Source organism: Pirellulales bacterium, assembly GCA_035533075.1.
Classification (GTDB): Bacteria; Planctomycetota; Planctomycetia; order Pirellulales; family JAICIG01; genus DASSFG01.
The window spans coordinates 1-13,755 of the sequence record DATLUO010000128.1 but is presented as its reverse complement, the minus strand read 5'-3'; the positions used below and the strand labels follow the sequence as shown (position 1 = coordinate 13,755).

The window sequence follows — 13,755 nt, the reverse complement described above, 5'->3', positions numbered from 1 at the left end:
GCGGTAGAACGAAAGGAACGACAGAAAGATTACCAGACAGAAAAATGAGCGATGGCGACCGCCAATCCAAAATCCCGAAATCGAAAATCCAAAATCAGCCGCACCCCCCAGATTTACCGTTGCGGCCACGGTTTTGCAGGTTGAATTGGCATTGCCGCAACCTGGGTGGCGCAATGGCTTTAGGGCAAGGATTCTGCTGAGACGATTTTTGTTTTTGACAACGGTCATTGTTTTTCCGCAACGGTAATTCGCCGACGGCGAGGCGGCCGCACCGCCCGCCGTTCGGCTGCTGAGAACACATCGCCTGGCGATGATGAGCACGAGGGCGGCGGTCCGACGCCAGCCCCTTCGTGACGAGTTGGGCAGCGCGACGCTCAAGCGTCGCCGCGGGTCTTTGACAACTTACTGCGGGCATAAAAGCTTTTATAAGCGAACGTTGATGCGTTCGCGCATGGCCGTAAAGGCATGTCGCGATTGGTGTTGCCGCTAGGCCATGACGCTGAATGCTTTTGTTTTTCGGCGTGGTTCAAAGCAAGGTAACAGTTCCCGCCGGAGTCGCGGGCAGTCTCCTGCCAGAAACGTATGGTGCGTCAGATGTTACGTCACGGGGCGGCGCTCTCCGTCCCCGGGAACTGTTACCCTGCATCCACGTGATTTGAACCACGCCTGTTTTTCACAAGTGTTTAGATCGCGACGACCCTCGCTTGGCTCGCCGGAGGGACGGGGAACGCCTGCTCAACTGTCGGAATCCGACAGTTGGCCTATGGTGGGGGGTTACCGCCGCGTTCTCGACGAGCGGTGCGGGTCAGAAACGGCCCCCTGCGACTGCTGGAGTTGTCGAGAAGTCGGCGGGCCGGCGCTCGCAAGCTCGCTGGCCCCACCCTACGGGGAATTCCTCCGCCGGTACAGCTCGCGGAAACTCTCGCGGGGAAACGGCGGCAGCTCGCGCTGCTTGCCCCACGGATTCATCCGGTTATAGAGTAGCCAGCGCGGCAGTCGCGGGCCGATCGTTCGGGCCAGCTTGCCAAACGCCTGATAGAGCCAAGTGTGCCGCAGCACGAAGCCGGCCGCGCGCATGGCCAACCGCTTCCGCAGCGGCAGCAGGCCGCGGGCGGCGATCTCGCGACGCCAAGTGAGCAGTTGGTGGTGGATGTCGATCTTCACCGGGCAAACGTCGCTGCACGAGCCGCACAGGCTGCAGGCGTGCGGCAGGCTGGCGTGCCGGCGGGCGTCGCGGGCGGGCGACAAAATCGAGCCGATCGGGCCGGGAATCGTCGCCGCATAGCTGTAGCCTCCGCTGCGTCGATAGACCGGGCAGGTGTTCATACACGCGCCGCAACGGATGCAATTCAACGAGCTGCGAAAGTCGTCGCTGGCCAACAGCTCGGTGCGGCCGTTGTCGACCAGCACGATGTGCAGCTCGCCGCCCGGCCGAGGACCATGAAAGTGCGAGGAGTAGGTCGTGATCGGCTGCCCGGTGGCGGAACGGGCCAAGAGCCGCAAAAAGACGCCGATGTCTTTGGCCCGCGGAATCAGTTTTTCGATGCCCATGCAGGCGATGTGCAGCTTGGGCAGCGAGACTCCCAAGTCGGCATTCCCTTCGTTCGTGCAGACGACGAAGCCGCCCGTCTCGGCCACGGCGAAGTTGACGCCGGTGATGCCCGCATCGGCCTGCATGAAGCACTCCCGCAGCTTGCGCCGGGCGGCCTCGGCCAGATACTTCGGCTCGCTCGCCCCGGCCTGCGTGCCCAGCCGTTCGTGGAAGAGCTGGCCGACTTCTTCCTTTTTGATGTGGATGGCCGGCAGCACGATGTGGCTGGGAGGCTCGCCGCGCAACTGCACGATCCACTCGCCCAGGTCGGTGTCGACCACCTCGATGCCATGCCGTTCGAGAAACGGATTCAGGTGGCACTCTTCGGTGAGCATCGACTTGCTCTTCACTACCCGCTTCACGTCGTGGCTCTGGAGAATGCCCAGCACGATCTCGTTATGCTCGGCCGCATGCCGGGCCCAATGCACCTTGGCGCCCAGCCGTTCGGCTTGCTCGGCGAATTGCTCCAGGTAATCGGCAAGGTGCGAAACGGTATGGGCCTTGATTTGGGCCGCCGTGTCGCGAAGCAGCTCCCATTCGGGCACGGTATGGGCCGCTTTATCGCGTTTGGAGCGAACAAACCACAACGCCTGATCGTGCCACTGGGCACGCGGGCGGTTGGCGACGAATTCGGCGGCCAGAGTTGCGTGGGACATAACGCCTTATGTTAACCACTGGCACGCTTTTTTCCCAATCGGTTGCAGTCGGGCCGAGTTGGGCGAGCTTGGCGCGGCGTCGATCGAGCTGGCAAAACGCAATCCGCTGACGCCGCTGGCCCGGCAATGGCAGATACCCGTCAACGCGATCGACTATGCTTCCGTCGCGCTCTACGACGCCAACGGATCGAGAATCAACGACGATGAAGCGGAGGACGTTTCCGACCGGCTGGAAGACTTGATTGCGGGCGCCTGGCGACGGGCAAAGCGTGAAGCGGAGGCCGGTCGAAAGGCGGCCAACTCGCTCAGCGTGGCCGACGCGTTGCGGGAGCATTCGTTCGTGCCGAACGTGCAGACCGAGCGTCGCCGCGTCGAGCGCTGGGCCATGCGCGTGCTGGCGTGTGAATACGGAGCGGAACTCGACGAGTTGTCGCTGGCCTGGTTCGACGGCGGCTTCGACGAAGATTGGGACGACCTGCTCGTCGTCGGCGGATTCGATCGTATCGTCGAGCATCTGGCCCACGGACTCGACCTGCGGCTGGGCCACGGCGCGTGCTTCTCCGGTCTCCGCGAAGCCGAGCGCGTGATGAAGAGCGGTGCGCGGTAGTGCTCTGTCACCCCTCCATTGATCGACGGCGCAAACCTTCGTAGGGTGGGACCAGCGAGCTTGCGAGCGCCGGCCCACCATGAAGACGACGTCGGTATCGGTGGGCCGGCGCTCGCAAGCTCGCTGGTCCCACCCTACCGCTGCATCCATCAATCGACGAATGACAGAGCAGGAGTGCCGTGGAAACGGCCGACAACGAGACTTCACTTGAGGATCGTCAGCGGGTTTCGCCGGTTCTTCAACGGCAACTCGACCGGACCGCCGACGCGGTGCGACTCAAACACGGCGACAATCATCTCCGTCGCGCCGCGCGCTTCGTAAGCGCTCGACAGCGGCTGGCGGTCTTCTTCGATGGCCTGCAATAGATCGAGGGCCGCCGGCCGATGACGGTTTTGCCACAGGCTGTCGGTGAGCGTTTCCGGCTTGCCGATGCCAGCGGTCGAAACGTCTTGCCAGGCCGACTTGCTGCGGCCGGGCGACCAACTCGGATCGCCGAGGTACTTCACCGAGGGCATCGTTCCTTCCAGGACCTCGAAGATGCCCGCCGAACCATAGATTTGCAGGCCATAACGCGAACCTTTGCCGGCCATGTTTCTGACCGACTGGAAATAGGCCGTCGCCCCGCCTGGCAGGCCGTACATGGCCGTCACCGCGTCGCCCGCCAACGGGCCGATTCCCTCGGCGCCCTCAACCACGTCGGCTTTGGTGATCGGATGCCCGCCGCTGGTCACACGCGCAAAGCACCATGCCGGATGCCCGGCCAATGCGCGGATGGCGTCCATGACGTGCGTGCCCAAGACCCATAGGTCTTCGCCGCCGCCGCGACGGTCTTCCTTGCCGCGGCCACGATATTCGAGCACCTTGCCGATCGCCCTTTCGTCGATCAGCCGCTTGACGGTCGCGAGCTTGGGGCTGTAGCGCGTGGGATGGGCCAACGCCAGCTTGGCGTGCGTCCGCTCGCCCGCGGTGACGATCTCGTCGGCCTCGGCCAGCGTGCGGCAAAAGGGCTTTTCCATGTAGACATGAATGCCGCGCTCGGCCGCGGCCACCGCCATGTCGCGATGCCGGTCGAGCCACCGCTGACCGATGACGACGATGTCGGGCCTGGCCTTGTCGAGCAGCTCGCGGTAATCGGCATACGCCTGGTCCACGTTGTGCTTCTTGGCCATGGCGGCCAAGCCGGCCTTGTCGTCATCGGCGACGGCGACCGTTTGGCAATTGGGAAGTCCGACGAAGGCCTCGTCGGTGGCGTGACCGTAGTCGCCGCGGCCGGTGCGGCCGAGGATACCGATGCGATAGTTCATGGCTGTTTGCGCAGGCGGATCCAGTCGGAGTGAAACGTGCCCGGCTTGTCGATGCGCTCGTAAGTGTGGGCCCCGAAGTAATCGCGCTGGGCCTGCAACAGGTTGGCGGGCAGCCGCGCGGTGCGATAGCCGTCGTAGTAGGTCAACGCCGTCGAGAAGGCGGGGACCGGAATGCCGAGCTCGAAGGCGGTGCTCACGACGTGCCGCCAGGCGGCCTGAGCTTCGTCGACCGCCTTGGTGAAATACGGCGCCAGCAACAGGTTTTCCAACTTCGGATCGGCGTCGAAGGCCTCTTTGATGCGTTCCAGAAAGCGTGCCCGAATGATGCAGCCGCCGCGCCACAAGAGCGCGATGCTGCCGTAGTCGAGCGGCCAATCGTGCTCGGCCGCCGCCGCCTGCAGTTGCACGAAGCCCTGGGCATAGCTCGATATCTTCGAGGCATAGAGCGCGTGCCTGACGGCTGCGACGAACGCTTTCTTGTCGCCCTGGTACTTGCCGGTGGGACCTTTCAGCACCTTGCTGGCCCGCAGGCGGGCGTCCTTCAGCGCCGAGAGGCTGCGAGCGTAGACCGCCTCGGTCACGAGCGTGCTGGGCACCCCGAGATCGAGGGCCAACTGGCTCATCCACTTGCCCGTCCCTTTGGCCCCGGCCTTGTCGAGGATGAGGTCGACCAGGTCGCCTTTGCCGTCCGGGTCTTTGACGCTGAAAATGTCGCGCGTGATCTCGATGAGATAGCTGTCGAGTTGGCCGCGGTTCCACTCGGCGAACACGTCGTAAAGCTCGGCGTTCGAAAGGCCCAACGCCTGTTTGAGCATGAAGTAGGCTTCGCAGATCAACTGCATGTCGCCGTACTCGATGCCATTGTGGACCATTTTCACGTAGTGCCCGGCCCCGCGCGGGCCGACCCATTCGCAGCAGGGAATATCGTGGTTCGGCCCGACCTTGGCGGCGATGGCCTGAAAGATCGGCTTGACCAGCGGCCAGGCATCGGGACTGCCGCCGGGCATCATGCTGGGTCCCTTCAGCGCGCCTTCCTCGCCGCCCGATACGCCGGTGCCGATGAACAGCAGTCCCTTCGACTCGACGTACTTCGTGCGCCGCTCGGTATCGGCGAAGTGCGTGTTGCCGCCGTCGATCAGCACGTCGCCCGGCGACAGCAGCGGCAAGAGTTGCTCGATGACGGCATCGACGGCCGGCCCGGCCTTGATCATCAGCAACACCTTGCGGGGCCGGGCCAGTGCGGCGACCAGTTCTTCGACCGAATGGCAGCCGACGAACTTTTTGCCTTTCGCCCGGCCGGCCGTGAAGTCGTCGACGACGCTGGTGGTGCGGTTGAAGACGGCCACGCGATAGCCGCGGCTCTCGATGTTCAGGGCCAGGTTCTCGCCCATCACGGCGAGTCCGATCAGTCCGATGTCGCAAAGTTCAGCCATAGTCGTCAACAGTCTAGCAAAGATAGGAACGTGCCGCGGAAAAACCGCAGTATAGCGAGTGAAGGGTTTACTCCGATACCCAAAGGCCGTCGTCCCGCCCGCGCCGATCGATTACCGCACCAGACACGTTAAACGCGTCGCCGACCCACGACTGCAGGGTATCCCACGCCGCCGGAGTCGCCTCTTCGATCGAAAGACCAATCTGCGTTAAGCGTCGCTTGGCGGCTTCAAACTGCTTTGCGAGCGCATCAGGCGGCACGAGCACGAGCCCCGCAAACGCATTTGCGTGCCATTCAATAAAACGATATTCGCGCTCGGAGATTCCTTCCCGCGCCTTTTTCCATTCTTCGAGTCCTTCAAAACGCAGTTGCGAGAAAACCTCCGCGTGAAGCAACTTATGGGCGAGTTCGTGCGCCAGGCTGAACCTGTAACGAGTTTCAAAGGATGAGTATACGTCGAGGTCAACGCGAATCTCTGCAAGGTCGCTCGTGATGTAAGCATCGATCTCGAATGCCCTCTTGAGGCCGGGCATCGGCACGATGTCCATGCCGAATCGCTGCTCGATGATCCACTCGATGGGCACAGGCACCGTACCTTCTGGATGGTGCTCCTCAAGAAAGCGTGCGGCGGCTCGCCGAATGTCATCGAGCCGATAGATTGGTGCCCGAATGCCCATTACGATTCCCTAATCCGGTCGATCAGGGCGTCCAATTGCTCTGCCGAGACGGGCTTGCCTCGAATGGTTCTGAACAAAGCAGGCAGCTTACCCACCAATTCTTCGTCGCCGAGCAGATCGCGCGGCAGCTCTCCACGCGACGCGGCCGCTACGTCAAAGAATTCAAGCCATTCGTCACTGCCGCGCTTCAGTCCCAGTGCCTCAGCATACTTCGTTAGCAGTTCCTCTTTTTGCGGGGCCGGAAACAAACCGCGCTCCAAGCGACTGTAGTTGCCCGGATCCAGTCCGTGTCTCAGGCAGAATTCACGCATCGTTACGCCGCTCGCGAGCCGCAGTTTTTTGAGCAGGCTTCCAAAAGCATTCGTGGCCATCGCGCAAGCCGTTATAGGGGCAAGTTTATCCTGACGCTGTTGTAGTTATTCTACAGCGCCGGCGGCAAACTTCAAGTGCGGTTGGTTTTGCGGTGGCGACGCCCCCTCACTCCGCGGCGGCGGCGAGGTATTCGTCGAATTCGTCGCGGGGCGAAATGACCAGATCCGACTCGCGCAAGGCCAGCAGCGTAGTCTCATCGCCACGCTTGAGAATCTCGACGCGGGCCAGCCGGTCGCGGGCACTGGGGATGCAGGCCACGACGTAGGAATCGCCGATCACGCTCAACCGATTGTTGCGCAAGCTGACTTCCAACGCCGTTCGCTCGTCGACGCCGAAGCCGATCACCTCCGGGTGCGCATTCACCACACCCAGCAGCCGGTTCAAGCGATTACGCTTGAGAAGATGCTGGTCGATCACCGAGTCGGGCCAGAGGCCCAGCCCGCTGGCTTCGACCGCGTCGCAGCGGCCGCCGGCGATCATCAAGGGCGACATCACGGCCGCGCCGGCCGAACTGCCGCCCACCACGCCGCCCCGCTGGAGCACGCGCTTGATCTCGCGCTCGACGTCCGTGCCCGAATAGGTCGCGGCCAGCCATTCCTGGTCGCCGCCGCCCAGCCACACGCCCGTGGCGCGGGCCACCACGCCGACGATCGCGGCCGCGTTGGCCAACTGCGGCGAGCGGGCGCTGATCAGCTGCACCGACCGCACGCCCAACCGCTGCCACGGCTCCAGAAACGCCGCCGAAAGCTCGTCGTCGTCGCCCACATAGAGGCCCGGTATGACCACGATTCGTGCGTTGTCGCCGCCGGCCCGGTCATAAAACCGCCGCCGCAGTTCGTCGGGCAACTTGCCGCCCCCGCAGATCAACAGCGTGCCGCCCGGCTCGGGCCGCACAATCGCTGTTTTCCCGAAGGCACGGATTGCGTAAAACTGGTGCAGCCAGACGGACAGACCGATGACCGACAGCAGGCCCGCCGCCACAACCGACCAACTTATCTTGCGGGGCACATGCCTACGGGAAAGACGCTTAACCTGCCTAACGACTTGTGCCACCGCGGCTAGAATAACCAAGGCTAGTCTCACTGGGGGTTTCGGTTTGCGCCGGCAAACGGCTGCCGGCGCAGTCGTGTCTTCGGCAATTATTATACCGTGCCGATGCGGCCGGGGCATCCTCGAACCCCGAAGCAGGGCCTTTGGCGCAAAGCCAAGCTACGATTACGATAAGGGAATCAAACGTCGCAATCGGTTTTGAGAACCGAAGCCGTTTTGTCAAAATCCGCAGGGGGAAAACGCCATGTCCGGTTTATTTGGCCCGCGCTCAAGCCGAGCGTATTCCATCGCCGTTGCCGGCTCCGTCGTGTTGGCCGCCACCGGCACGCTTGCGCTGGCGGCGCTGCTGGCCGGCGGCTGCAGTAGCAGCACCGAAGCCAAGCCTCAACCGAAAGACCCCGGACCGCCTCGCAACGCGGCAGCGGTCCTGGAACGGGTGGTCGAGGCCTATCATAACGCGGACAGCTATCAGGACACCGGCAAACTGCTGGTGCGGTTCAGGTGGAACGGCGAGGTCGTCAGCCAGAGCAGCGAATTCTCGCTCGCTCTTTCCGGTCCAAACAAGCTCCGCATGCGGGCCTACGACGCGCACGTTGTCTGCGACGGCCGGACCTTTTACGCCACGATCGACGAAGCGCCGGGCGAAGTGCTCAACTATGCGGCGCCCGAGGAGTTGTCGCCCGCCGCGGTGTACAAAGATCCGGTCCTGGGCAAGGCGCTGAACAAGATCGTCGGTTCCGTGCCGCTGGCCTTCTTTTTGGACCCCAAGCCTTTACCCACGCTCGTGTTCAACGCCGAAGCGCCGCGGCTCGATCCGTCTGAAAAGATCGGCGACGACACCTGCTACCGCGTGCGAATCGATCGGCGCGAAGGGTCGACGGTACTGTGGGTCGACGAGAAAACTTTCGTGGTGCGGCGGGTCGAGTACCCGTCCGGAGGTTGGCGGCGGGTCCTCGAACCCTACCTGGATGAGATCACCGACATGACGATCACCGCCGAAATCGAAGGCGCGCGGCTCGATCCGCCGGTCGACGATGCCTGGTTTCAGTTCCAGGTGCCCAAAGGCGCCGAGTTGGTCAAGCGGTTCGAAGCCGTGCGCATGGGCTCGCGCATTCCTAGATTCAAGCTGCGCTCGCTCGACGGCCGGGTGATCACGCGCGAATCGCTGGCCGACAAGATCGTGGTCATCAAATTCTGGCAGCGGGACGACTTGCCTTTCAACTACGACGATCTGGCCGGCTTCGAGCGAATCCGCAAACGCTACCAAGACAACGACGCGATCGTCTTCCTGACCGTCAACACCGATCCGGACGAGATTTCCGACGAGCAACTGCAAGACACCTTCACCAAGGCCCATTTATCGCTGCCGATCGCCCGTGTCTCGCTCGAGACGGCCCAGCGGTCGTTCGGCCTGCAAATGGTCTGGACCACGGTGATTTTAGGGGCCGACGGCACGCTGCAAGAACATGTGAGTGGGTTATATCCGAACCAGGACACCGCGTTGCCCAAGAGCCTCAAGACGCTGCTGGAGGGCGGCGATCTGGTTTTGGAAGCCCCCGAAAAAGCCCCGAATTACTTGTTCTACTCCGGTTTCGCTTGGCAAAACGCGGAAGAATCCGAAGAAGAGCAGCGGGCGGCGTCGGGCATGGGCAAGATCGCGCCGCCCAGCGAGCCGGATCTGCTGCGGCGAACGCGTCTTTGGAACTGCTCGGAGCTGAAGCAACCCGGCAACATGCTCGTCGCCCACGACGATTCGGAGAGCGACCGGTTGTTTGTGATCGACGGCGTGCGGAGCGTGGCCGAAATCGGCGCCGACGGAAAAGTTTCGGCCAGGCACGAGCTCGAGCTTCCAGAGCGGAAGGACGCCGCCGTGACGTTCCTGCGAACGGCGATCGACGGGGCCGGCAACCGGTATTTCCTCGGCTCGCAACCCGGCGTGCAGCAGGTGCATTTGTTCGACGCCGATTGGAAGCGGCTGCTGAGCTTTCCGGAATCCGGCGACCATCCGGAGATTGCCGACGCCCTCTTAGCCGACATGGAGGGCGACGGCCAGCTTGAGATGCTCGTCGGCTATCTCCGGTGGGTAGGCGTCCACTGCGTCGCCTTGGATGGAGAGCGCCTCTGGTGGAACCGTACCGCCGCAGAGACCGTGCTGCGGCTGGCCGTCACCGAGCCCAACAGTCACGGTCAGCGGCAGTTGTTGGTGGGGCAGGGCGCGGTGTTGCCCATCGACGCCAACGGAAGCGAACGGCCGCCGATCGCTTTGCCTGACACATTGGGGGTGCGGCTGATTTACACGGCCGATCTCGACGGCGACGGAACTTCGGAGTGGTGCGCCATCGCCGTGAAATCGCCTGGGCCGAACAAGCCCTTGTACGACGCGGCGGTGGGTCTTTCGCCGCGGGGCGAAGAGCTTTGGAGCTACGCGCTGCCCGTGGGCGTACCTCAGCACATCACGCTGGAGATGGTATCGTCGGGCAACTTGCTGGGCGGCGAGATCGGGCAATGGGTGATCGCGGCGGCCGACGGATCGATTCACATCGTGGGCATCGACGGCACCTTGATCGACCACTTCAACAACGGCGCCGCGGCGAGCGGCCTGGCCGTGGCCCAACTCGAGGGCCGGCCGGCGCTGATCGTGGCCACCGACAAGGCCGTGGAAGCCTGGCATTTCGAAATGCCGAAACAGGAGGAAGTCGAAATGCCCAAACGGGATGAAGCGGGCGAACCGGAGCAGGAGTAGCTCAATCGCCAAACGGGTTCGCGAACGGATCGCTGACCACCGGTTTGGCCAACGTCGGTGAAGCACTATCGACCGGCCGGTCGTCAATCACGATCTCCTTGCCCATCGCGGGCGGTGGCAACGCTTCGACCGCCGTGCCGGCAGGCGCGCCAGCGACGGGCAAAGCGTACGTCGTCGACGGCGAGGTGCCCACGGCGCAGGCGCCGGGACAGGGACATTGCTTGCCGCGACAGAGCGGGCAATCGAGCCGATTGGCGCACGGGTTGAGGCTCTCCCACAGCGTGCGCGTCGCGACGTAGATTCGGTCGCCCGGCATCACCTGGTAATTCGTCGTCGTATCGCCCTGCTGCACGATGTGCTTGTAACAGATCGGTATCACGGTGCGGCAGCCGCACGGCGCTGCCGGCCGGCTGAGAATGATGTTGCAGGGCGATGCTTTGCCGGTCAGTCCGCCGGCTGCCAGGATGGCGTCGAGCACGGTTTCGCGGCCGACGAAGGGGTACGAGCCGGGCGACGTGACCTCGCCCAAGACGTAATAGACGGCGCTTTGCGGATCGACCAACCGCACGTTGACGGCCCCGGCGTCTTTCTCGATCGCCTTGACGGCCTCCCTCACGTTGGTCTCGATCTGTTCCAACGTCTTACCCGCTACGACCAGCCGCCCGAAGCGGCCCAAGTCGATGGTGCCGTCGGGCAGCACCGTCTGATCGGCCGGGAAGCGGAGCGGCGAGTCGAGCGCGATCGGTTCGACCAGCAACACGTCGCCCGGTTGGATGACGTAGGCTGCGATGACCGTTTTGTCGAGCTCGCGCGGCGCGACCGCCTGAGCCGGCACGGGCTGCCGCAACTCTTTGGTCGAATCGAGCAGAAAGTCGCCCGTCGGAAACAGGGTGAAGCTGCCCGTCGGACCGGCACAGCCGCCCAGCGCCAGCGCGACGGCGACGGAGAGAGCGAAAAGGGACCGCCAATCGAAGAGACGGAGTGCGGGCATGGCCATTCCTCGGCTTGCTTCCGGCGAACCGCCATGTTCGTTCCGGAACGATTCTTCCTTGTTGCCGCCCGGCCCGGCCAACGGCCCGCCGCAACGGCGTGAATCTCAGCGCCGAGCATCCGTTCGATGCGCTAGAAGGCTCTTCGGCGAAACGCCGTCAGAGGCTGCAGTGTTCCTACCGGTGGCCCTTACAGAGCGCAGCCAAGGAAAAGTTGCGGTCAGGCGTCGGGCGTCAGGCAAAGGCCAATTCAAGTGTTTCTGAACCCTGAACCCTGAACCCTTTGGCGGTGGGCCGGCGCTCGCAAGCTCGCTCGTTCCCACCCTACCGTTGTTCACCAAAACCGATCAACGCACGGAGCGATTGTATCGGACCTGCCGTCGCAGGCGGTTGAGAACCGCGATCGAGATAAATGGCGCGCCAACCGGCCGCCTGGGCCGCGAGATAATCGTTGTTCCAATCGTCGCCAACCAGCGCGATCTGTTCCGACGGCAAGCCGAGCGCGCGTTCAATCCGGCGAAAGAAGTCGGGCGACGGTTTGCGAACGCCAAGCTCCGACGAGACGAACAGCGAACTGCAACGATCGAGCGGCGGAAGCCCGGCGCAAACGCCCCGCAGGCGGGCATCAAAGTTCGATGCGACGCCCAAGCGAATGCCTTTTGCGGCGAGGGCCCGCCAGGTTTCGGCCACGTCGTCGAACAGGCGCCAGTGGCGCGGGTCGGCAAAGTGCGACCATAGATCGTCGAACAGCGCCGTCGTGTCCGCCAGGTCGTCAAACACCTCGGCGACGATCGTTTGCCAGCGCCGCCGTTCGCGGGCCTCGTCGGTGGCGCCGCCGTTGGCAGCGGCGTCCAGGCTTTCCTGGCGGCGGAAGGCCAGGCGAAACCGCGCGCCGATCTCCTCGCCGGACAACGAACACCCGTAACGGCGAGCGGCCTCGTGATAGGCCACGCCCACCGGCGGACGAGGACGGATCAGCGTGCCCACCGCGTCGAACAAGCAGCAGCGGACCGATGGCGGCAGCGTCACTTCGAGTCGAGCTCTTCGATGACGATGTCTTTATACCAGGCTTCGCTGGGCTGGCCGCCGTGGATCTGCAGGCCGATCAGCCCGCGCTGCTCGATGGCCTCGTCCGGCTCGGTGAAGTCGACCGTCTGACGGCCGTTGATCCAAAGCTGGATGCGATTGCCTTGGCAGCGAATCGTGTAATCGTTCCACTCGTCGGGCTTGAGCGATTCGGCGATCACTTTCGGATCGGCCAGGGCGAGCATCTTGGCGCGCCGCGATTCGTCGTAGAGGCTGCCATACCAGTCCTGGCCCAAATCGGCCTGGTAGCCGATCATTTCGTGGTGGTTCGGCACTCGGCGGCTGCGGATTTGAACGCCGGCATTGGCGCCCTTGCCCAGCACTTTGAACTTCAGCCGCAACTCGAAGTCGCCATATTCTTTGGTCGTGCAGAGGAACTCGTTGCGCGGCACCTTTTCGTTAAGGCTGCCACCGACGATGGCCCCGCTCTCGATGCGAAACGTTTTCTTCGTGTCGCCCTCCCAACCATCGAAGGTCTTGCCGTCGAAAAGCGATACCGGCGGGGTGGCGAACAAGAACAGGAGAAGTGGAGCAAGCGACATGGGATTTTGGATTTTCGATTGGTCATTTCGCGCATAACGTGCGCCTTGTAGCATAATCGCTGGCGCACAACTCGCAAGCGTTGCCGAACAGGGCCAATGCAAACGGCCCGCCCCGCGTTCTCAGGAACAGCCGCTAGCTTACTGTCGCAGTCCGCGTGCCGAAAAAAATTCTCCGTCGCAGGCAGATTTCGCGCACATTTTTCCTGGGCCAGCGTCTTTACATAGATAGGAACACCTGGTGGCGGGCTGCTTGCAAGCCCGGCACCGCAAGCGCGCGTGGAACAGCTCGAGAGGCATAAGTCAGGGCCGGACGTCGTTGTCTGGCCTGACATGTCACGACCGCCCTATTGAAACCGCACCCCAAGGCCGACCCATGCTATTGCACCCCCTGGACGCCGCGAAGATGGGCAAATCGCCCGCGCGAAAACCGAGAGCCGGGACCAAAGGCCCAAGCCCCCTCTTCAACCTCATCGCCACGTTCCTTCGCGGCGATTTCCTGCCGTCACGCCGCAAAGAGAAAGGCCGCGGCCGCCGTCCCGCCTTGCTCGAACAACTCGAAGCCCGCGCGATGCTCTCCATCACCGCCAACGACGCCAATTACGACGCCTCCAGCGCCGGCACCCTCAACGTCGCCGCGCCCGGACTCCTGGCCGATTGCACCGACAGCGGCGGATACCAGATGAGCGCCTACATGATGGGCGGCCCC

13 protein-coding genes are annotated in these 13,755 nt (G+C 63.4%); 3 read left to right on the top strand and 10 right to left on the bottom strand.

The window, feature by feature from the left end; genetic code table 11:
• The coding region (locus tag VNH11_16140; GenBank protein HVA47900.1) for a hypothetical protein at window positions 1–228 on the bottom strand (228 nt) is incomplete at its 3' end.
• A gap of 654 nt (window positions 229–882) precedes the next feature.
• A complete protein-coding gene (locus tag VNH11_16135; GenBank protein ID HVA47899.1) occupies window positions 883–2,247 on the bottom strand; it encodes a lactate utilization protein B in 1,365 nt (454 codons plus the stop codon).
• 58 nt (window positions 2,248–2,305) lie between these two features.
• Here VNH11_16135 and VNH11_16130 point away from each other — a divergent pair, with 58 nt between their 5' ends.
• Window positions 2,306–2,854, top strand: a complete 549-nt coding sequence (locus tag VNH11_16130; GenBank protein HVA47898.1) for a hypothetical protein — start codon at window positions 2,306–2,308, stop codon at window positions 2,852–2,854.
• A 203-nt stretch (window positions 2,855–3,057) separates the two neighbouring features.
• Here the strand turns inward: VNH11_16130 and VNH11_16125 are convergent, their stop codons facing one another.
• The 5 genes from VNH11_16125 to VNH11_16105 form a co-directional block, all read right to left on the bottom strand.
• Window positions 3,058–4,158: a Gfo/Idh/MocA family oxidoreductase gene (locus VNH11_16125; GenBank protein HVA47897.1), complete on the bottom strand. Its 1,101-nt coding sequence runs from the start codon at window positions 4,156–4,158 to the stop codon at window positions 3,058–3,060.
• Window positions 4,155–5,591 (bottom strand): decarboxylating NADP(+)-dependent phosphogluconate dehydrogenase, encoded by a 1,437-nt coding sequence (gnd, locus tag VNH11_16120; GenBank protein ID HVA47896.1) that lies wholly within the window; start codon window positions 5,589–5,591, stop codon window positions 4,155–4,157. The genes VNH11_16125 and gnd overlap by 4 nt, the downstream gene beginning before the upstream one ends.
• Before the next feature lie 67 nt (window positions 5,592–5,658).
• Window positions 5,659–6,267: an ImmA/IrrE family metallo-endopeptidase gene (locus VNH11_16115; protein HVA47895.1), complete on the bottom strand. Its 609-nt coding sequence runs from the start codon at window positions 6,265–6,267 to the stop codon at window positions 5,659–5,661.
• Window positions 6,267–6,638 carry a helix-turn-helix transcriptional regulator gene (locus VNH11_16110; GenBank protein ID HVA47894.1) on the bottom strand — a complete coding sequence of 124 codons (372 nt, stop codon included), beginning with the start codon at window positions 6,636–6,638 and terminating at the stop codon, window positions 6,267–6,269. Before VNH11_16110 ends, VNH11_16115 begins: the two co-directional genes overlap by 1 nt.
• Window positions 6,639–6,744: 106 nt before the next feature.
• On the bottom strand, window positions 6,745–7,647 hold the full coding sequence (locus tag VNH11_16105) for a cyanophycinase (protein HVA47893.1): 903 nt from the start codon (window positions 7,645–7,647) through the stop codon (window positions 6,745–6,747).
• A gap of 286 nt (window positions 7,648–7,933) precedes the next feature.
• Here VNH11_16105 and VNH11_16100 point away from each other — a divergent pair, with 286 nt between their 5' ends.
• On the top strand, window positions 7,934–10,432 hold the full coding sequence (locus tag VNH11_16100) for a redoxin domain-containing protein (protein ID HVA47892.1): 2,499 nt from the start codon (window positions 7,934–7,936) through the stop codon (window positions 10,430–10,432).
• Window position 10,433: 1 nt separating this feature from the next.
• On the opposite strand, the gene VNH11_16095 is transcribed toward VNH11_16100, so the two are convergent.
• The 3 genes from VNH11_16095 to VNH11_16085 form a co-directional block, all read right to left on the bottom strand.
• Entirely contained in the window at window positions 10,434–11,423 is a 990-nt protein-coding gene (locus VNH11_16095) for a polysaccharide biosynthesis/export family protein (GenBank protein ID HVA47891.1), read from the bottom strand.
• Window positions 11,424–11,745: 322 nt separating this feature from the next.
• Window positions 11,746–12,450: an HAD-IA family hydrolase gene (locus VNH11_16090; protein HVA47890.1), complete on the bottom strand. Its 705-nt coding sequence runs from the start codon at window positions 12,448–12,450 to the stop codon at window positions 11,746–11,748.
• The gene (locus VNH11_16085) at window positions 12,447–13,049 is read right to left on the bottom strand and encodes a DUF1080 domain-containing protein (protein HVA47889.1); all 603 of its coding nucleotides are present in this window, start codon (window positions 13,047–13,049) and stop codon (window positions 12,447–12,449) included. The genes VNH11_16090 and VNH11_16085 overlap by 4 nt, the downstream gene beginning before the upstream one ends.
• A gap of 373 nt (window positions 13,050–13,422) precedes the next feature.
• On the opposite strand from VNH11_16085, the gene VNH11_16080 reads away from it, so the two are divergent.
• Window positions 13,423–13,755 (top strand): hypothetical protein (locus VNH11_16080; protein ID HVA47888.1); only part of this gene is annotated, 333 nt, incomplete at its 3' end.

Excerpts from the sequence above, each read along its gene's own strand:
- VNH11_16135 (HVA47899.1), bottom strand. The coding sequence starts at position 2,247 with ATGTCCCACGCAACTCTGGCCGCCGAATTCGTCGCCAACCGCCCGCGT.
- VNH11_16125 (HVA47897.1), bottom strand. The coding sequence starts at position 4,158 with ATGAACTATCGCATCGGTATCCTCGGCCGCACCGGCCGCGGCGACTAC.
- gnd (HVA47896.1), bottom strand. The coding sequence starts at position 5,591 with ATGGCTGAACTTTGCGACATCGGACTGATCGGACTCGCCGTGATGGGC.
- VNH11_16115 (HVA47895.1), bottom strand. The coding sequence starts at position 6,267 with ATGGGCATTCGGGCACCAATCTATCGGCTCGATGACATTCGGCGAGCC.
- VNH11_16110 (HVA47894.1), bottom strand. The coding sequence starts at position 6,638 with ATGGCCACGAATGCTTTTGGAAGCCTGCTCAAAAAACTGCGGCTCGCG.
- VNH11_16100 (HVA47892.1), top strand. The coding sequence starts at position 7,934 with ATGTCCGGTTTATTTGGCCCGCGCTCAAGCCGAGCGTATTCCATCGCC.
- VNH11_16095 (HVA47891.1), bottom strand. The coding sequence starts at position 11,423 with ATGCCCGCACTCCGTCTCTTCGATTGGCGGTCCCTTTTCGCTCTCTCC.
- VNH11_16085 (HVA47889.1), bottom strand. The coding sequence starts at position 13,049 with ATGTCGCTTGCTCCACTTCTCCTGTTCTTGTTCGCCACCCCGCCGGTA.